Origin of the sequence: Maribacter sp. ACAM166 (assembly GCF_005771495.1) — a bacterium.
GTDB lineage: Bacteria > Bacteroidota > Bacteroidia > Flavobacteriales > Flavobacteriaceae > Maribacter.
Genome location: NZ_VAUW01000017.1, coordinates 32,322 through 52,209 on the forward strand (window position 1 = coordinate 32,322; position 19,888 = coordinate 52,209).

The 19,888-nt window shown below is 35.0% G+C and carries 18 protein-coding genes; 9 read left to right on the plus strand and 9 right to left on the minus strand.

Features of this window, described 5'->3' with window-relative positions:
* Positions 1-10 precede the first annotated feature (10 nt).
* Together ES765_RS12460 and mnmE are read right to left on the minus strand one after the other, a co-directional pair.
* The gene (locus ES765_RS12460) at positions 11-1,147 is read right to left on the minus strand and encodes a tyrosine-type recombinase/integrase (RefSeq protein ID WP_138114653.1); all 1,137 of its coding nucleotides are present in this window, start codon (positions 1,145-1,147) and stop codon (positions 11-13) included.
* Between the two features lie 183 nt (positions 1,148-1,330).
* Complete coding sequence (gene mnmE, locus ES765_RS12465; RefSeq protein WP_138114654.1) at positions 1,331-2,728, minus strand: tRNA uridine-5-carboxymethylaminomethyl(34) synthesis GTPase MnmE; 1,398 nt, start codon at positions 2,726-2,728, stop codon at positions 1,331-1,333.
* A 111-nt stretch (positions 2,729-2,839) separates the two neighbouring features.
* Between mnmE and ES765_RS12470 the strand changes: the two genes are divergently transcribed.
* Both ES765_RS12470 and ES765_RS12475 read left to right on the plus strand, forming a co-directional pair.
* On the plus strand, positions 2,840-3,247 hold the full coding sequence (locus ES765_RS12470; protein WP_138114655.1) for a hypothetical protein: 408 nt from the start codon (positions 2,840-2,842) through the stop codon (positions 3,245-3,247).
* Positions 3,248-3,326: 79 nt separating this feature from the next.
* Positions 3,327-3,692, plus strand: a complete 366-nt coding sequence (locus tag ES765_RS12475) for a DUF4870 domain-containing protein (protein WP_138114656.1) — start codon at positions 3,327-3,329, stop codon at positions 3,690-3,692.
* Positions 3,693-3,767: 75 nt separating this feature from the next.
* Here the strand turns inward: ES765_RS12475 and dnaN are convergent, their stop codons facing one another.
* Together dnaN and ES765_RS12485 are read right to left on the minus strand one after the other, a co-directional pair.
* A complete protein-coding gene (gene dnaN / locus ES765_RS12480; RefSeq protein ID WP_138114657.1) occupies positions 3,768-4,886 on the minus strand; it encodes a DNA polymerase III subunit beta in 1,119 nt (372 codons plus the stop codon).
* Between the two features lie 278 nt (positions 4,887-5,164).
* Positions 5,165-5,995, minus strand: a complete 831-nt coding sequence (locus ES765_RS12485; RefSeq protein WP_138114658.1) for an S-adenosyl-l-methionine hydroxide adenosyltransferase family protein — start codon at positions 5,993-5,995, stop codon at positions 5,165-5,167.
* A gap of 129 nt (positions 5,996-6,124) precedes the next feature.
* On the opposite strand from ES765_RS12485, the gene ES765_RS12490 reads away from it, so the two are divergent.
* Both ES765_RS12490 and ES765_RS12495 read left to right on the plus strand, forming a co-directional pair.
* Positions 6,125-7,078, plus strand: a complete 954-nt coding sequence (locus ES765_RS12490) for a PhoH family protein (RefSeq protein ID WP_138114659.1) — start codon at positions 6,125-6,127, stop codon at positions 7,076-7,078.
* An 8-nt stretch (positions 7,079-7,086) separates the two neighbouring features.
* Positions 7,087-8,043, plus strand: a complete 957-nt coding sequence (locus tag ES765_RS12495) for a phosphoribosylaminoimidazolesuccinocarboxamide synthase (protein WP_138114660.1) — start codon at positions 7,087-7,089, stop codon at positions 8,041-8,043.
* A 3-nt stretch (positions 8,044-8,046) separates the two neighbouring features.
* Here the strand turns inward: ES765_RS12495 and ES765_RS12500 are convergent, their stop codons facing one another.
* The 3 genes from ES765_RS12500 to ES765_RS12510 all read right to left on the minus strand — a co-directional run bounded on the left by ES765_RS12500 (position 8,047) and on the right by ES765_RS12510 (position 12,099).
* Positions 8,047-8,703 carry a PolC-type DNA polymerase III gene (locus ES765_RS12500; protein WP_138114661.1) on the minus strand — a complete coding sequence of 219 codons (657 nt, stop codon included), beginning with the start codon at positions 8,701-8,703 and terminating at the stop codon, positions 8,047-8,049.
* Complete coding sequence (locus tag ES765_RS12505) at positions 8,703-10,622, minus strand: DUF294 nucleotidyltransferase-like domain-containing protein (protein WP_138114662.1); 1,920 nt, start codon at positions 10,620-10,622, stop codon at positions 8,703-8,705. The genes ES765_RS12500 and ES765_RS12505 overlap by 1 nt, the downstream gene beginning before the upstream one ends.
* Positions 10,623-10,698: 76 nt before the next feature.
* Positions 10,699-12,099 (minus strand): L-serine ammonia-lyase, encoded by a 1,401-nt coding sequence (locus ES765_RS12510; RefSeq protein WP_171017297.1) that lies wholly within the window; start codon positions 12,097-12,099, stop codon positions 10,699-10,701.
* A 210-nt stretch (positions 12,100-12,309) separates the two neighbouring features.
* Here ES765_RS12510 and dnaK point away from each other — a divergent pair, with 210 nt between their 5' ends.
* Positions 12,310-14,214 (plus strand): molecular chaperone DnaK, encoded by a 1,905-nt coding sequence (gene dnaK, locus ES765_RS12515; RefSeq protein WP_138114664.1) that lies wholly within the window; start codon positions 12,310-12,312, stop codon positions 14,212-14,214.
* Positions 14,215-14,316: 102 nt separating this feature from the next.
* Complete coding sequence (locus ES765_RS12520; RefSeq protein WP_138114665.1) at positions 14,317-15,243, plus strand: hypothetical protein; 927 nt, start codon at positions 14,317-14,319, stop codon at positions 15,241-15,243.
* 2 nt (positions 15,244-15,245) lie between these two features.
* Here the strand turns inward: ES765_RS12520 and ES765_RS12525 are convergent, their stop codons facing one another.
* Both ES765_RS12525 and ES765_RS12530 read right to left on the minus strand, forming a co-directional pair.
* Positions 15,246-15,809, minus strand: coding sequence for a GNAT family N-acetyltransferase (locus ES765_RS12525; RefSeq protein ID WP_138114666.1), 564 nt, complete (start codon positions 15,807-15,809; stop codon positions 15,246-15,248).
* Positions 15,806-16,453, minus strand: coding sequence for an alpha/beta hydrolase (locus tag ES765_RS12530; RefSeq protein WP_138114667.1), 648 nt, complete (start codon positions 16,451-16,453; stop codon positions 15,806-15,808). The genes ES765_RS12525 and ES765_RS12530 overlap by 4 nt, the downstream gene beginning before the upstream one ends.
* 63 nt (positions 16,454-16,516) lie before the next feature.
* Between ES765_RS12530 and ES765_RS12535 the strand changes: the two genes are divergently transcribed.
* The 3 genes from ES765_RS12535 to menD are packed head-to-tail and all read left to right on the plus strand — an operon-like array spanning position 16,517 to position 19,854.
* Complete coding sequence (locus ES765_RS12535) at positions 16,517-16,939, plus strand: PaaI family thioesterase (protein ID WP_138114668.1); 423 nt, start codon at positions 16,517-16,519, stop codon at positions 16,937-16,939.
* A 1-nt stretch (position 16,940) separates the two neighbouring features.
* Complete coding sequence (locus ES765_RS12540; RefSeq protein WP_138114669.1) at positions 16,941-18,053, plus strand: chorismate-binding protein; 1,113 nt, start codon at positions 16,941-16,943, stop codon at positions 18,051-18,053.
* A 49-nt stretch (positions 18,054-18,102) separates the two neighbouring features.
* Positions 18,103-19,854 (plus strand): 2-succinyl-5-enolpyruvyl-6-hydroxy-3-cyclohexene-1-carboxylic-acid synthase, encoded by a 1,752-nt coding sequence (menD, locus tag ES765_RS12545; protein ID WP_138114670.1) that lies wholly within the window; start codon positions 18,103-18,105, stop codon positions 19,852-19,854.
* Positions 19,855-19,888 lie beyond the last annotated feature (34 nt).

A 19,888-nucleotide genomic window follows, 5' to 3' on the forward strand; every position in this document is an offset into this window, starting at 1 on the left:
TAAAACGGCTTTAGCTAATATCCAGATTCAACTCAGGAATCAGATTAGCCGCTTCCTTCATTTTTTCATCAATGATTTTGGTGTAAATTTCTGTAGTTCGGATTTCTTTGTGCCCTAAACGTTTAGACACGGTATAGATATCTGCACCATTTTCGAGCAGGAGTACTGCATTTGTATGGCGTGCACTATGGAAAGTGATATGCTTGGTAATGCCTGCTTTCATGCACCACCTTAGAATTTCGGTGTTGTAAACCGCACCATATTTCAAGCCTTTGAAAACCCGATCACTTTCGTTGGCTCGTTCTCCCAGTAGTTTTCTTGATTGCTCTGAAACATAAAGGTATTCGAGTCCGTCGGTCTTCTTTTGTCTAAATATAATTCGCGTACCCGTATCTTCGTCGCGGACTTCTGACCATTTCATTTTATCAATATCGCTCCATCGTAAGCCTGTAAGGCAACTAAAAATAAAAGCACTCTTTAATATAGGGTACTTACATTCGGCTTGTGTCATAGCCTGTAATTCCGAATAAGTTAAGTATTCTCTAGTGGATTCACCCTGTTCAAAACCCTTAACCGATCGCAACACATTTTCTTCCAAATAATTTTCGGTATAAGCTTCCCGTAAGGCTGCTTTGAATTTATTAAAATAAGAGTATTTAGAATTTTGTGATAGGGGAGTACCACTCTTGGTTTTAGCCTTGGTATTTAAATAGCGCTTGAACCCTTTTACAAATTCTGTATTAATATCCTTTAGCTGCTTCTGGGGCGGACAATATCTCTCGATGTGTTTTTGAGCGGCATCCCAATTCCCATAGTTGGCTTTCGTCTCAAAACGATCTTCCTTAAGCTGTGTATAATAATCCATAAAGGTTACTTGTCCTTTTTTATCATTCTTTAATTTGAATTTCCCCTGATAGAATTCAGCTTTACGAATGGAAAGAATCTTTTCGGCAAGTTCATAGATTTCTTTATTATTTCTCTTTTCATCGGCAGTATTAGGATTTTCTAGCGGGTAAAGCTTTAAATACTCGAAATCACGATCGTATTTATTTACACCGTTTTTATCAATATAATGGCCTTTGTAAAATTCAATAAAGAGACTGAATTTTCCGTTTTTAATCTTTTTGGTTCTTAGACTTATTTTCATGGTCGAGGTGAAATTATTTCATCTTGACTACTAAAAATTACGCCGAGATGAAAATTAGATGAAATAAATATATGAAAATAGGAGATTAAGAGAAAGAGAGAATAAAAATACTTTTTAACAACTTATTGATTTACAGGTATATGAAACCAAATAGAACCATATGAAACCATATTAAATACTTATTTATTTGCCGATACAGAAATTGGCAAAAATATTTCCTAAAAGCTCATCATTGGTTATTTCTCCTGTTATTTCACCAAAATAAAATAAAGCGGCTTTGATATCTAAGGATAGTAAATCCCCACTGAGTTCATTGTCTAATCCTTGTTGTACTTTCTTTATTTCAGTCAAAGCATTTAAAAGGGAATCGTAGTGTCTACTATTGGTAACTATGGTTTCGTTATTTCGTAGTTTGCCTGTTTCTACAAAACTTAATAGTTTATTTTCAAGCTGGTCTACTCCAATTTTTTCTCTTGCTGATAAGTGAATTGAATTTGGGAAATGACTATTCAATTCTTCGGTAAATTCTTTAGTGATTCTATCAACTTTATTAATGACTGTAATGACTGATTTTTCTTTAAATCTTTCTGTGATTTTATTTAGTGCTGTTTTAGCCTCAACCACTTTATTGGTATTTAAGAATAGTTCATCACCACTAACTAGATATAGAATGACTTGGGCCTTCTCTGTTTTTTCATACGTGCGTTGAATTCCCATCCCTTCAATAACATCAGTTGTTTCACGGATGCCTGCAGTATCAATAAATCGGAAACTAATTCCGCCGATTACTATTTCATCTTCAATAGTATCCCTAGTAGTCCCAGCAATGTCTGAAACTAAAGCTCTTTCTTCGTTTAACAAAACATTTAATAGCGTCGATTTACCAACATTAGGTTCTCCTATAATAGCCACAGGAACACCTGTTTTTATTACATTACCCAAAGCGAAAGAATCGATGAGTTTTTTAAGAACCTCCTCCAGCTCGTTTAAAAGCTTTCTAAATTCATCTCTATTTGCAAATTCTACGTCTTCTTCAGAAAAATCCAATTCCAGTTCTATGAGGGAAGCGAAATTCAAAAGTTGTTGTCGTAGTTCTTTTATTTTATTACTAAAACCCCCACGCATCTGTTGAATTGCAACCTGATGGTTAGAGGCATTGTCACTGGCAATTAAATCAGCGACTGCTTCTGCTTGACTTAAATCCATTTTTCCGTTCAAAAAAGAACGCATGGTAAATTCCCCAGGAGTTGCCATTCTAATTCCATTTCTTAGAAACAGTTGAATAATTTCTTGCTGAATGAATAAAGACCCATGGCATGAAATTTCAATAACATCCTCACCAGTATATGAATTAGGGTTTTTAAATATGGATATTAAGACTTGGTCTAAAACATTTTTTCCATCCTTAATAAAACCTAAATGTAGCGTGTGAGTTTTTTGTTTTTCTAACTTTTTGCCGGATACGGATTCAAAATGTTGAGATACTATAGAAATTGCATTTACTCCAGAAAGTCTGATAATGGCAATAGCTCCAGAACCGGATGGAGTTGCTAATGCTATTATGGTATCTGTATGAATCATAGGGCAAAAATAATCAATTAATAACTGTTGTTGTTGTCTAATTTTGAGCGCATATTGATACCGGTATGTAATAAAATACTAATTTTATATTCAAAAAATTTATATACTAAAATGAAGAAACTTATTGTATTAATGCTGGTTGTATTGACTTATTCTATTGGGTATGCTCAAAGTGATTCTCTGGAATTAACAAATGAAACTACCGTAGAGCGCCAGAAGGAGTTTAAGCTGGTTAAAAAGAAAGTAGAGAAATCTGAAGCAGCAGCTAAAAAGGCAAAAAAAGAGGTGGCGGATTTAAAAAAGAAGGAGAAATTTAAAAAGCGATATAATGTCAAAGAGAAATCTATAATCAAACAAGAAAAACAGATATATAAGCTTAAAAATCAACTTGAAAAAGGAAAATTAAAAGGTACTCTTGCGCCTGTTGATATTCAAAAAATGAGCGATAAAATTGTAAAGATAAAATTGAAGGTAATGAATGAAGAAGAAAAGCTGAAAAAGGTAAAACACAAAATGTAAAATATAAAAGTTGAACTTGTGTAACAAAATGTATTATTAGTCGTCTTATTTCTAGTATTCATCTTAAATCAATCAAAAAATGGAACTAGTAAATAATGGTATAACGCTACGTGAAGATCGTAATCTTTTGGTCATTACACATCTGTCTCAATATTTAGATTTCATAACCGGTTTTGGAGGGCTACTTGTACCCTTAGGTATCTGGTTGACAACTAAAGATGCTGTTGTCGGGATGGAAGAGCATGGAAAATCAGTTATCAACTTTCAATTAACGTTACTTATATATGTAGTTATTGGTATTCCCGGAATTTTACTCTTTGGACTAGGAATAGTTTTATTGGTTTTTGCAGGGGTATTATCGATTGTAATGCCTGTACTAAATGCAATAAGAGCTAATAATGATGAATCACCAAGCTATTTTGGTACTATCCGATTTATATCATAGTAGGGTTGAAAAATTCATCAATAAAAAAGGGTCAGTTGATATCAACTGACCCTTTTTTATTTTACTTTATACCAACTAGCTATTCAGCATAACTGGCATTACCAACATTGTCACATATTCACCTTCATCCAAACCATCGGTTGGTGTCAGTATTCCGGCACGATTTGGTAAGCTCATTTCTAAAGAAACCTCATCTGAATTTAAATTGTTCAGCATCTCAGTTAAAAACCTTGAGTTAAAACCTATTTGCATATCATCGCCTAGATACGAACAGGTTAATCTTTCCTCAGCTTTGTTGGAGTAATCAATATCCTCTGCGGAGATGTTTAATTCTGCACCAGCTATTTTTAATCGAATTTGATGCGTGGTCTTATTTGAGAAAATAGAAACCCTCTTTACGGAATTTAAAAACTGATTTCTAGCGATAGTAAGTTTATTCGGATTTTCTTTCGGTATTACCGCTTCGTAATTTGGATATTTACCATCAATTAATCTACAGATTAATTCCGTTTCTTCGAAGCTGAATTTGGCGTTACTATCATTGTATTCAATTAAAACATCAGATTCACTACCTGCCAAAATTCCCTTTAAAAGAGTTAAAGGTTTTTTAGGCATTATAAATTCTGCTACCTGAGTTGCAGTTACATCCGTTCGTTGATATTTAACCAGTTTATGTGCATCTGTAGCAACAAAAGTTAAATTTTCAGGAGAAAACTGAAAAAACACACCGCTCATCACAGGTCTCAGGTCATCATTACCGGCTGCAAAAATAGTTTTGTTAATTGCCGTTGCTAAAATATCTCCTAGTAGCGTTGTGGAACTAGGACTAGTTAATTCTACCGCTTTTGGAAATTCAGCCCCATCGGCATATGCTAAGGCATACTTACCATGATTAGAACTAATTTCAACTGTATTATTATCTTCTACTACAAAAGTTAACGGTTGTTCTGGAAATGTTTTCAATGTTTCGAGAAGTAACCTTGCTGGTACCGCTATAGTGCCTTCATTGTCTGAATCGACCTTAATGACCGAACTCATAGTGGTTTCTAGGTCAGAAGCAGAAACGGTTAGTTTGTCCTTTTGCAAATCAAACAGAAAATTATCCAAAATTGGTAACGTATTACTGTTATTGATTACACCTCCTAGTATTTGAAGTTGCTTTAGCAAATAGGTACTTGAAACTATAAATTTCATTCTTTAATTTTTATGGGTAAAATTCTTAAAATCAATTAAAAATAATAGGTTTAACTCCTTACTATTGGCAGTTTTCATTACCAACAAAGATATTTTAAATGGGCTTTTTAAGGAAACAAACTTATTAACAGTTTTATTAGTCTACAGGTGAAGTAAATCTCTAGGTATTGCTACAGAAAGCGTATTAATACGAGATTCGTAAAATAGTTATTAACTTTTCATTTTTTTTAATTAATTGATTAAAAGTCCTATTGGACTTAGTATTGCTACGATTATATTTATTCGAAATCTATAATTATTGTATCCCTGTAATCTAGGCCTAATAGGGTAGAGGCACCACCAACGGTTGTTAGATTACTTTTGAATATCGCTAGTTCAATGTAATCTGAAGAATTAAATATAGCCAAAAGATCTCCTGCACCTTTACGCTGACTTTTTTCTTGGGTATAATCGATAAAATCATTATAAGCTTTATGAATTTGGCTTATTTTATGATTTCTTACCAAAAGCTTGTATGCTCGACCATGCCGGTATGCCTCAAATAGGTTTTTACGAATATTAGTGATTACATTACCATAGTTATCAATATAAATTACACTTCCAATAATTTTCTTGCCATCTTCAACAATTCTTGGCGAAAATTCTCTAAGATTGTTCAGTTCTGTGAAAGGGTTTCCAACGACTTCAAGTGTACCACCTCGTGCAATATGACAGGCCACTTGTATAAATACGTTTAAAACTGGAAATGAATTAGCAATTGAATCTGGTAGATTTATTTCTACGACTTTTTCAGGGGACATCTCAGAGGTGATAAGACCTATAACGCCCGTATTTGCACCTATAAAATAATGACCATTGATCAAAGCAACCACATGCTTGTTTTCTGGAGTCTCTTCAGAATCCACACCAACTATATGTATGGTACCTTTAGGGAAACTTTTATATGAATTTGAGAGTATGTATGCACATTCTTGTATATTGAATGGCATGATGTCATGCGAAATGTCAACAATTTTAGCATCAGGTAATTCACTATATATAGAGCCTTTTAGTACGGCTACAAAGTGATCTTTAAGTCCGAAATCTGTGGTTAGGGTGATGATTGCCATACAGCAATGTTGATATGTTTTTAATTATCCAAACTTAAAATTTGCTTAAATTTGATGAACAAAACTAAACAAAAAACAGCGATTTGAAACTAATCTTCGCTATCTATAAATGTTAATAAAACGGACTCTTTGAACGAAATTATTTTAGAACTGACAGAAATAAGCCCAAGAGAGTTTTTTGGGCAGCAAAATGAACATATAGATTTGTTGAAAAAGTATTTTCCAAAGCTTAAGATTGTTGCTCGTGGCAATAAAATTAAGGTCTATGGAGATGAAGAACTTTTACAGGAATTTGAACAACGGTTCGATTTGCTCACGCAGTATTTTATAAAATATAATAAATTAGATGAGAATAGTATAGAACACATTTTAACAAGTTCTGACGCAGATGAACCTAAATCTTCAGCTTACAGTGGAGAGACATTGGTTCATGGTGTGAGTGGTCGTTTGATTAAAGCTCAAACAGCCAATCAAAGAAGATTGGTCGATGCTTCGAGAAAGAATGATATGGTTTTTGTTGTTGGCCCGGCCGGTACAGGTAAAACGTATACTGGGGTTGCCTTAGCGGTAAAGGCATTGAAAGAAAAACAGGTTAAGAAAATAATTTTGACAAGGCCTGCTGTAGAGGCTGGCGAGAACTTAGGGTTTTTACCAGGTGATTTAAAAGAAAAGCTCGATCCTTATATGCAACCACTTTATGATGCATTACGGGATATGATACCTGCAGAAAAATTAGCACATTATATTGAGAACGGAACCATACAGATTGCCCCTATGGCATTTATGCGGGGTAGAACATTAGATAATGCTTTTGTAATTCTCGACGAAGCACAGAATACCACCCATGCACAAATGAAAATGTTTCTTACCAGAATGGGTAAGAATGCTCGATTTTTAATTACGGGAGACCCTGGTCAAATCGATTTGCCACGTAGAACAATTTCAGGCTTAAAAGAAGCTTTATTAGTTTTACAGAATGTTGAAGGAATAGAAGTAATCTATCTGGATGAAAAGGATGTAATTCGTCACAAACTGGTTAAGGAAGTAATAGCTGCTTATAAAACTATTGAACATCACAATTAAAAATTAACATGTCGAACACTACTATTTACGATACCAATTTCAATTTTCCAGGTCAAAAGAATGTATATAAAGGGAAGGTAAGAGCTGTCTATACCCTTGAGAACGATATGTTGCTAATGGTTGCAACAGATAGATTATCTGCCTTTGATGTGGTGATGCCAAAAGGGATTCCATATAAGGGTCAGATTTTAAATCAAATCGCAACAAAAATGATGGCTTCTACCGAAGATATTGTGCCAAATTGGTTAACGGCAACACCAGACCCTAATGTTGCAATGGGTGTTGCTTGCGTACCTTTTAAGGCAGAAATGGTTATACGTGGTTATATGTCTGGGCATGCTTCAAGAGAATATAAAGCTGGAAGAAGAATACTTTGCGGAGTTCCAATGCCCGAAGGGATGAAGGAAAATGATAAATTTCCGAACCCAATAATTACCCCTGCCACTAAAGCAGAAATGGGTGATCATGATGAGGATATTTCAAAGGAAGATATTATAAAAAAAGATATAGTTTCAGCAGAAGATTACGCAATTCTTGAGAAATATACCTATGCGCTTTTTGAAAGGGGTACAGAAATCGCTGATGAAAGAGGATTAATATTGGTAGATACGAAATACGAATTTGGGAAAACAAAGGCGGGAAAAATTGTTTTGATCGATGAAATTCACACGCCCGATTCTTCAAGATATTTTTATAGAGAAGGCTATCAGTTAAGACAAGATAACGATGAACCACAGAAACAACTTTCTAAAGAGTTTGTAAGGCAATGGTTGATTGCTAATGATTTTCAAGGATTGGAGGGTCAGACTGTTCCAGAAATGACTGATGCGTACATTGAATCAGTATCAGAACGGTATATAGAACTTTACGAGCATATTACCGGCGAGCCTTTCGTGAAGGCCGATACTACGCATATTCATGACCGAATTAATAGAAATGTCCTTAGCTATTTAGAAAGTCTTTAACGATTACCTGGTCAACATTTTTAGTGAAAATATTTTCTTTTCTTTTAAGCGAGTTATAATTTTTAAAAAGGCGACTGCGGTAATGTATGCGTCGCCAAGTGCTGTATGTCTATCTTTTTTTGAGATTGAAAATTTTTCTGCCAGCTCATCAAGGGTGTAATTTGTTTTGGGTTGTACTAGGTATGATTTGATAAGTGTTTTTCTATACAAGATACCGGTATCCAACACTGTATTCTTAAGTTCAGGTAAGCTATTTCGTAATAATGCACTATTTAACATACCCATATCAAAACGTGCGTGGTGAGCTACTATTATTGAGTTTCCAACATAATTTAAAAACCGTTCCAATGCTAAAATCTCACTAATGCAAGCCCGTTGACCGTGCTTTAAAAGTCCGTGTACTGGCACACTTTCTTTATTAAATTTTTCTTGTTCAAGGTATATGTCAAAGACCTCTTGAACGGAAATGGTTTCTCGTTTTATTTTAACGGCTCCGATAGACAGTATGCGATCTTCCTCAAAACTAAAACCAGTAGTTTCAGTATCTAACACTACAAAAACTAGTTCGTCGAAATCTTTTGAAGTAGGCTCTTTGAATAAATTCTCATACGATTTCCAAAACACCGGAAGGTTGGTGGGTTTGCTTTTAAATAGTCTCATTACCTTAGAATATTAGCAACCTTAAAACGTAGGGTAATCAATTCCTGAATTTCTTTTATTGCTTTAAATGTGCGTTTCAGTTTCATTTTTTCTTGTTTGGTCAATTGCTCCAGTTCAATAAACCTGCCCGAGTCATGGTGCAACAGGCCATGTTTTGTTCTAAATTTTAATAGGGCTTTTGTGGCATAAGAACAGGCTAAGTAGAGCTCTTTGTTGTTGGGTTCTAATTCAGCCAATTTTTCATAACGCTCCCAAGTGTTGCTGATTCCTTTTATAGAATGTGATAAAATTAAAACTCGTGCCGCATCAATCAAGGGTCTCAAGGCTCTACTTTTAAGGTCGAAGAAGTCTTTATGTTGGCCATCTTGTTCAACTAAAAATTGTCTAAAAAAACCTGTTGGAGATGGACTTTGTAAAGCACCATTTGCTAAATGGACCAAAAATATCGGATATTTTTCAACTGTATTAAAAATATGAGCAGACATGTTATCCAACAAAGTGCGCTCACCATAGGCTAGGCTATAATCGAAAAAGATAGAAGACATAAGTACTTCGTTCGGGCCGGGATTACTAATCCAATAAGACAATTTATTTTTCCATTCTTGTAAACTTAAGCACCATTTTGGGTTGGAGGCCATCATGTCTGCTGGGCAGTATTCGTACCCTATAGTGTTCAACCCCTTGGTTACTTTTTTAGAGAGATCAAGAAAATAGGATGTTGTCTTCGGTAAATTTTCTTCAGAAACGTCTTCAAATACCAAAGCATTGTCCTGATCTGTATGTAACAATTGTTCACTTCTACCTTGACTGCCCAATGCAAGCCAGGCAAATTTAACAGGCGGTGGATTCTTCATTTTTAATAACGAAATCTCAACGACCTGTTTAATGCAAGTATCATTGAGTTCAGAGATTATTTTAGCAACCAATCCTAAGGGGATATTTTGTTCTAAATATCCATTTAAAAGCATCATTACGCTTTTTCTGAGTTGCTTTATTTTTTTTATCTTATGTGTACGCTTAATAGCTTTGACCAATACTGCCGGATTGTCTCCTAAAGAGACCATAACATCATGCTTGGATAAAATGCCTAAAGCTTTTGAATTGGGTGTGCCATCTTCCGTAATGACCAAGTGGCTAATGTTGCTTTTCATCATAGCCATTTGGGCCTGCGTAATGGTAAGTTTTTTAGGGTAGGTAATAACTGGCGAAGTCATAATAGATTTAACCGATGCAGTTATGGGCTGTTTACCAGATATCACTTTGCTACGTAAATCTTTATCGGTAATAATCCCTACGGCTAATCCTTTACTAACAGCGAGAATAGAGCCTATATGCTTTTCAGTCATTAATTCTGCTGCCTTCTGAATTGTAGTTCTTGGGGAGCAGGAAATCAGTTTTCTAGAATAACGTACAAGCTGAAGATCCTGGATTTTAATTTCTTTTTGAGAATTCTCATCTCCATCAAGTCCATAAAGTTGACCTTTTTGATTTTTTGAATAGGGATTACGAGTGTTTGATGCGAAACTTTCCATCAGAAAAACAGAAACTTCTTCATTCTGTTTGGCAATAGGCCTAAATACATCTATCGGTATTCCATAAAGAATACATTCCTCATGTGCTCTAGCTTCGAGCTTATAATTTTCGTTGGCGAAAAGTGGTCGAAGTCCAAATACGTCACCTTCGTCACAATAATCCATAATATTGTTGGAGGAAGGAGTGTGAAGTGATACGGCACCCTTATGAACTAAATAAAAGTGAGAATGCTGATTTTCGTCTACGGCAAAAATGATACTATTCTTTTCTTTATAAACTATAAGTACCTGCTCAGCTAAGAGATATAGAGATTTGGAGTCAAGAACATTAAATGGAGGAAAGTTTTTAATAAAATCAGCAACTCTTTCAGAAATAAGATTTTTCATAAACTAAAATTAGCAGCATTTTTGATTCTATAAAAATGATAGTAAGCCATTAAAAGAAATAGATATTTTTCTATACTTAACAATCACTTAGAAATACACCAACCGCCAATCCACCTTCAGAGGTCTCTTTATATTTAGAGCTCATATCTTGGGCAGTTTCCCACATGGTCTGTACCACTTTATCTAATGGTACTTTTGCTGCAGATGGGTCAGAGCTCAAAGCAAGTTCAGCTGCGTTAATAGCTTTGATTGCCCCCATTGAATTTCGCTCTATACAGGGTATTTGTACTAAACCACCAATAGGATCACAAGTGAGTCCTAAATGATGTTCCATAGCGATTTCAGCAGCCATAAGCACTTGTTCGGGAGTACCACCTAGTAATTCAGTAAGGGCTCCTGCAGCCATTGCCGATGAAACTCCAATTTCTGCTTGGCAACCGCCCATTGCGGCCGATATGGTAGCACCCTTTTTGAAAATACTACCGATCTCACCCGCAACCAATAAGAATTGTTTTATATGCTCAAAATTACCTGCGTGGTTTTCTATGATTAGGTAATACATTAATACTGAAGGTATAACACCTGCACTACCGTTAGTAGGTGCTGTGACAACACGACCAAGCGAGGCATTTACTTCATTAACACTAAGCGCAAAACAACTTACCCATTTTAATATCTGTCTAAATTTAACTTCGGTTTGGCGTAAGGTTTGTAACCATTCTTCAGGGTTAGTGTAGGGGAGCTCGCTTTTAAGATTTTGATGCATCTCGAAAGCCCTTCTTTTTACATTTAGTCCGCCAGGTAATGTTCCTTCCGTATGACAACCTGTATACATGCATTCTAACATGGTATTCCATATTCTATGCATTTGATGGTCTATTTCCTCATCACTGCGCAACGAACGCTCGTTTTGTAAAATAATTTCAGAAATCTTTAACCCTTCGGTTTTGCAATAGTCAAGTAGTTCAGTTCCTTTTTGAACGGGAAAAGGAAACTTGTTGAACATGTCAACTTTACGTTTGGCATTTTTTCTCTCTTCAGTTATAACAAATCCTCCGCCTATTGAATAGTAGGTTTTTGATATTTTTTTCCCAGAAGTAAGTGTTGCTTGAAATTTTAAGCCGTTCGCATGAAAAGGCAGAAATTTTTTATTGAAAACTATGTGCTGTTTAGCGTTAAATGAAATTTTGTGTTTTCCGTTCAATAACAAACTATTCGTCTTCTTTATTTTATCTATTAAAGGATCAATATCTTCAATAGGCATGAATTCTGGGTCGGCCCCAAATAAACCCAGCATAATCGCATAGTCAGTGGCATGACCTTTACCAGTCAATGAAAGGGAGCCATATAGGTGTACCTGAACTTCTTCAATATTAGGGAGCTCATTTATTGAATTGAGATGGATGAGCCACCGTTCGGAAGCTCGCCATGGGCCAAGAGTATGTGAACTAGAAGGGCCTACTCCAATTTTTAGCATATCAAAAACACTTATACTTTCTCTTTCCAAACCATATAATTTTGATAAGCTAAGGTACAATGTTTCATAAATCTTTAGCCATACTAAACTGGCATATTTCTTATTTAAGAATTCGTAATTATGACATCATGTCAGTTTTTCTTGCTTGGCATATTGTTTGACCTTTAGTTATCGATTGTGAAATTAAGCAGTTAATTTAAAACATATAAAATGAGTAAGATTATAGGAATAGATTTGGGTACTACCAACTCCTGTGTTTCAGTAATGGAAGGTAATGAGCCAGTAGTAATTCCGAATGCAGAAGGAAAAAGGACTACACCATCTGTCATCGCTTTTGTTGACGGAGGCGAAATTAAAGTTGGTGATCCAGCAAAAAGACAGGCTGTAACCAATCCTAATAAAACCATTTATTCGATTAAAAGGTTTATGGGTAACAAGTATTCAGAGTCTAGTAATGAAGCTGGAAGAGTACCGTATAAAGTAGTAAAAGGTGACAACGATACGCCAAGAGTAGATATTGACGGTCGTTTATATTCACCACAAGAATTATCTGCTATGATTCTTCAGAAAATGAAGAAGACAGCAGAGGATTACTTAGGTCAAGAAGTAACTCGTGCAGTAATTACTGTTCCTGCTTACTTTAATGATGCTCAAAGACAAGCGACAAAAGAAGCTGGTGAGATTGCAGGTTTAACTGTAGAGCGTATCATTAACGAGCCTACCGCTGCGTCTTTGGCGTATGGTATGGATAAAAAAGACATTGATCAGAAAATAGTTGTTTTTGACTTTGGTGGTGGTACACATGATGTTTCCATATTAGAATTAGGTGATGGTGTTTTTGAAGTATTAGCTACTGACGGTGACACTCACTTGGGAGGAGATGATGTAGATCAAAAAATTATTGATTGGTTAGCGGAAGAGTTCAAGTCTGAAGAAGATATGGATCTTAGAAAAGATTCTATGGCGCTACAACGTTTACGTGAAGCAGCAGAAAAAGCTAAAATAGAATTATCATCTTCTACACAGACAGAGATTAATTTACCATATGTAACGGCAACAGCTTCTGGACCTAAGCACTTGGTAAGAACTTTAACGAAGTCGAAATTCGAGCAATTGATTGACGACTTGGTGAAAAGAACAATTAAACCTTGTGAAACTGCTATGAAAGCAGCAGGACTTTCTAAGAGTGATATTGATCAGATTATCTTAGTAGGTGGTTCAACTAGAATACCAGCTGTACAAGAAGCTGTTGAAAAATTCTTCGGTAAAAAACCATCGAAAGGAGTAAACCCTGATGAAGTAGTTGCAATTGGTGCCGCTATACAAGGTGGTGTTTTGACAGGTGATGTAAAAGATGTATTGTTATTAGATGTTACGCCACTTTCTTTAGGTATTGAAACCATGGGTAGTGTAATGACTAAATTGATTGAGTCTAATACGACAATACCAACTAAAAAATCACAGGTATTTTCAACTGCGGCAGATAATCAACCATCGGTTGAGATTCATGTATTGCAAGGGGAAAGACCAATGGCAAACGATAACAAGTCGATAGGTAGATTCCATCTAGACGGTATACCACCATCTAAAAGAGGAACGCCTCAAATCGAAGTTACTTTTGATATCGATGCGAATGGTATTATTAAAGTATCTGCAACAGATAAGGCTACTAATAAGACTCAGGACATTCGTATTGAAGCTTCTTCAGGTTTAACAGATGAGGAAATCAAAAAAATGAAGGCTGAAGCAGAAGCGAATGCAGAGTCTGACAAAAAGGCTAAGGAAACTGCCGATAAGCTAAATGAAGCAGACGGAATGATTTTCCAAACTGAATCGCAGTTAGAAGAATTTGGTGATAAATTATCTGATGATAAGAAGCAACCAATTCAAGATGCTTTGACAGAATTGAAAGCTGCTTATGAAACTAAAGATATAGCAGTAATAGCTCCAGCTTTAGATAAAATCAATGAAGCTTGGAAAGTAGCATCTGAAGAAATGTACAAAGCACAAGCTGATGCACAGTCTGGTGGAGCGCCTCAAGGAGAGCCTACGGCAGATGGTGCAGCTACAGAAGGTGATAATGTAGAAGACGTAGATTTCGAGGAAGTAAAGTAATATAACTTAAAATTGTTATAGAAAAGGGACGGTTAATACCGTCCCTTTTTTCTTTTGTGCTATAATTTCATGAGCTTAGTATTAATAAAGTAATTTTACCTTATGAATCAAAAATACGTTCAAACACTTTATGTTATTTTCTTAGCTTTTGTAGGTAGCGTACAAGGGCAAGAAATTCAAATTTTCACCATCACCGATTTTGATTTGAGAGGCAACGTGAAATTTTGTCTGGTGAGTACCGATTATGGGAAAGAAGAATATGATTTCAATAAGCAGGGTTTTCTAACTAAATCAGTGACAAGATATAATGACATGGACTACGATGTGGTTTATTATAAGTACAGCGAAGGTGAATTGTCAGAGAAACGATCAGAATCTTATAGAAATAATGCGTTTGATCCAAGTACCTCTATAGCCCACTTTTACCAAATTGATTCTACGGAAAATATAAAAATACAGGAACGAATATTTTCTTATGATAAACAGTTCTTAGATGAATATGTGTATGAGTATGATCAAGCTGGTGATATTGTGAGTATTCGAAGAACGAATAATGATGGAACGGATGTCACCCAAGTAGAGCATAAAAAAATTAATGGAGAATATACGGTAACCTATTTACTGAACGAGGTACCTTTAAAATCTATACGTACTTCTACATTAAAACCAAAAAATAAACCTCCTCAAAAAACTGTCCTCACAAAAGAATTTTTAAAGGGTGATGCCAATCAGGCATCTGAAGAGGTATTTAGTATTGAGGGGGAATTAATGGCACAACAAGATTTTAAGTATAACAATCAAGGTGAGAAGTTTGAACCAACGGCTAGAACTACCTATGTGTATGATGATAATAGTATGTTAATCTCCGAGACGACTATATCTGGGATGAAAACTATTAAAAAAGAATATATATACCAATACGATAGAGCTGATAATGGTAATTGGATCAAACAAATTGTCACCCCTGATAATACCTACAAAACTAGAAAAATAACGTATTACGTTTCCGAGCCAAAAGTAAAAGAATAAATTTAGGGTCTAGTGGTTACATTACGCCATTCTTCGCGTAATAACCCATAACAACAGGTGTTTCTTTTAAAACCATTAAGTAAGTACACATCTTTTCTTAGTATACCTTCTAAGGTACATCCTAATTTTTCAACTGCTTTTCTTGATTTACTGTTTCGTTCATCAATACGAAATTCTACTTTTTCAAAATCCATAGCCCCAAAAGCATAATCTAACATAAGAAGTTTCACTTGGTCATTCAATCCTGTGCCATGAAATTCTCGGCCAATCCAAGTTGAACCAATATGTAAAACTTTATTTTTATGGTTCATGTTCATATATCTAGTACTTCCGGCATAGGCTTTCTGTAACTTATCATAAATTATAAAAGAGATGCTGGTGCCATCATCTACTTGTTTTAAGGCTGTTTCAACATATTCCTTTAAAGTATTAGGCGTAGCAATATTTGAAGGAGAATATTGAACTAAATTATGTTGGGATGCAATAGAAATTAGTTCTTCGAAATTTTCAAGTGTTAGAGGTCTTAATACAACTCTCGCATTTTCTAAGATGAATAACGTGTTCATTTCGCTAAGTTATTAATGATTTCTTTTTTCATTTCATGTCCGCCTTCAAAATCAATATGCTGAATCGTATCGCTAAATAATAAATCTACTTTTTCTCTTTCTACAATTAAGCGTTCTGGAGTGAGGTATTCATCTTTATCTCCTATAATTGATAGTATGTCGGTATTGAAATTTGATAAAAATTTAAAATCATCTTTTTTTAATTCATGCGGAATTCCACCGGCATAAAGTACCAATTTGTTGCAACGTAGTTGTGTGTGTACCAAATAGCGCAAAGCAATTGAAACTCCTTGAGAAAATCCTAATACTATGATATTACAGTAGGTAGGAATTTCTTCATTAGTTAATACAGCATCGATATAATTGAAGAGATTGTTTGTTTCTTGTTTTGTATCTTCCTTAGTCAACCAGCTGGCACCTACATGCTTGTATTTACTGTTTAAATAATATTTAGAAGGTGCTTGTGGTGCTATGATATAATTTTCATTCTTAGGGAGTTCATCAAAATACTTAAGAAAGTAACGGCTTAAAAAACCTATCCCGTGAAAAACTATCCAAACATTTTTGGTCTCATCAGACAAAGTATTTAAGGTTTCGTAGGTGTTAGACGAATTGTAAGTGACGTTGTTAATTTGGTTTTTCATAAGGCAGGCAATTCTCTTTAGCTTTTCAATTGATAATCTAATGCTTAATTTTACAAAAAAAAGATGAACGACTACAAAGAAAAAATCCTAAAGATTTGTAACGAGACTTCTAAGAATACGTTAATGGAAACCTTAGAAATAGATTATATAGATGTTGGGGAGGATTTTTTGTTAGCTAAAATGCCAGTAACACCTAAAGTACATCAGCCAGATGGTGTTCTCCATGGTGGTGCAATGGTTGCTTTGGCCGAAAGTGTTGGTAGCGCAGCATCGTACATATTTTTAGATGCCAGCACGTATTTTGTGAGAGGTATTGAAATTTCTGCAAACCATGTTAAAAGCGTCAAAGAAGGTTATGTTTTTGCCAAGGCCATAATTCTTCATAAAGGAAGAACAACGCAGTTATGGGAAATAAAGATTACCAATGAAGCGGGGGAGCTTGTTTCGCTTTGTAAATTAACAACAATTGCTTTACCAAAAGCCTAAGATGGTACAAGAAATTTTTGACCGGGCCGCGTCTTGTTTAGATGAAGGATTGCCTTTCGTTATCTATAGAAAACCCAATGCCTCACAATTGACTGCCATTTTTCAAAACAATAATGATATTCATTTTGTTGATGATTTTTCGGAATCCGGATTTGTTTTTGCTCCCTTCAATGTAAACGCTGATGCAATTCTTTTACATTCAGATGACCTCTTAACTGCTCCGGTTGAATTAAACCATACTTCACTAAAAGTTGATCAAGGTATTAGTTCTATTAATGAAACTGATAGGGAAGGTTACATGAAGCTAGTTACCAAGGCAATTGAGGAAATACGTAAAGGTGAATTTGATAAGGTAGTTCTATCTAGAAAAATTGTGATTGACTGTAATGTGTATCACTTTGAAATGTTTCAACGAATGTTGAATAAATATTCAAAGGCTTTTTGTTATCTATGGCATCATCCAAAAATTGGAACCTGGATGGGTGCAACACCAGAAATTCTGATTAATACTAGAGGAGCAGAATTTACGACCATATCATTGGCGGGTACGCAAAGTTCGAATGAGTTTGTAAAACCTCAATGGACCAATAAGGAATTGAACGAACAGCAAATGGTTACCGATTATATAATAAAAGCATTAAAGGATGAGGTTAGTTCAATAACAACATCGGAAGTTGAATCTATTCAAGCAGGCCAACTTTGGCATCTACGAACAAAGTTGAACGGTAGGTTTGCACCCAATAAATTTGGTAATTTGCTTCGGGCTCTTCATCCTACACCCGCAGTTTGCGGTACGCCAATGGAAAAGGCGAGGAAATTCATTAGTGAAAATGAATTTTATGATCGTGCCTATTATACTGGTTTTTTGGGGGAATTAAACTTTAAAAATGAATTGTCAAGAAATAGGAATAGGCGAAATCAAGAAAATAGTGCGTATAGAAGTGTGGTGAACAAATCAGAACTTTTTGTTAACCTAAGATGTATGCAAGTACATGCAGATAAAGTTTCAATTTATGTAGGTGGCGGAATTACAAGTGATTCAAATTATGAAAATGAATGGGATGAAACGGTTTTGAAAAGTAACACCATGTTTCGTGTGTTGAATGATAAATAGCATGAAGACTATTGGGTAATACCCTGCTTAGGTCGTATTTTTGAAGTACATGAATTACTCTCTTATCCCCACGGCTCAAGCCATCGTACAGCATTGTCAGGCAAAGAATATTTCCAATATTGTGATTTCACCTGGTTCTAGAAATGCTCCGTTAATAATTGCGTTTACTGAGAATTCATTTTTTTCTTGTTATAGTATAGTTGATGAGCGTTGTGCGGCATTTTTTGCTTTGGGCATGGCGCAACAGTTACAAAAACCTGTTGTGGTACTATGTACTTCGGGTAGCGCACTATTAAATTATTATCCGGCTGTAGCCGAGGCGTATTATAGTAATATTCCCTTGGTTGTGATTTCAGCCGATAGGCCATTATATAAAATAGGAATAGGGGATGGGCAGACAATAAATCAGAAAAATGTCTATGAAAATCAAATAGGATATTCTGCTAATCTTAAGCAAGACGTAACCCATTCAACCGATAAAATTCTGCAATATCGTCAAGAATGGATAAATGATAGGAATATCGATGAGGTTCAAAATGAAGTTCAAGAGTATAATGATTCCGAATTAAATAGGGCATTTAATTTAGCTTTAACAGCTCAATGCCCTGTGCATATTAATGTACCGTTTGAAGAACCTTTATATGAAACTATTTTAGAGCCTAGTATAGCCTCACATAGTAGTCCGGTTTCTACGCAAGAAGACGGTGATACTACTTTGCAGCTTCAAAAAGATATCTGGAGCCAAGCGACTAAGAAGATGGTATTAATAGGTGTAAATGCACCAAATAGCATTGATGAAATAACACTTAAAAATCTTGCGAATGATCCAAGTGTGTTGGTGCTTACCGAAACAACGTCAAACTTATATCATTCTAATTTCTTCAATAGTATAGATTCGATTATTACTCCTATTGAAATGAGTGAAAACCCTGAGATTCAGTTTAAAGCATTACAGCCTGAAGTTTTGGTGACTTTTGGCGGACTGATTGTGTCAAAAAAGATAAAAGCTTTTTTGCGTAATTTTTCACCAGAGCATCATTGGCATATTGGCAGTCATGAAGCCAACGATACATTTTTTTGTTTAGAAGAACATATTAAAATACCCGTCGCGTATTTTTTTAGAGAAATGTATGCGGATACAAAATCTATTAAAAGTAATTATTTTGATTATTGGAATCAGGTAAAGAGGAATTATACGTTAAAAAAGATAGCATATTTGGAGAAAATTCCTTTTTCAGATTTTTTGGTTTTTAATGAAGTTTTAAAAGGGATACCGAATGATTATCTTTTGCAACTTGCCAATAGTTCTACGATTAGATACACCCAATTATTCGAATTGAACCCGACATTAAAGGTGTTTTGTAATAGAGGAACGAGTGGTATAGATGGTAGTACATCGACAGCTATTGGAGCATCAATAATAAGTGAAACACCAACGTTGTTAATTACTGGTGACTTAAGCTTTTTCTATGACAGCAACGCTTTATGGAACAATTATATCAACACGAATTTTAGAATTATAGTTGTAAATAATAAAGGAGGAGGTATTTTTAGAATCCTTCCTGGTAAAGAGAATTCTGATGATTTTGAAACCTATTTTGAAACGCGTCACGAGTTAAATGCTGAACACCTTTGTAGCATGTTTGGGTTTGACTATCATACTACAAATTCTTCAGATACACTTCAAGATCAATTGAATAGCTTTTTTGATGATTCGGGGCGACCTAAATTATTAGAAGTTTTTACACCGGCATTAATCAACGATAAAATTTTGATTGATTATTTTCGTTTTATATCTTAGAGGTATTATAACCATTAATTATAACACACTAAAC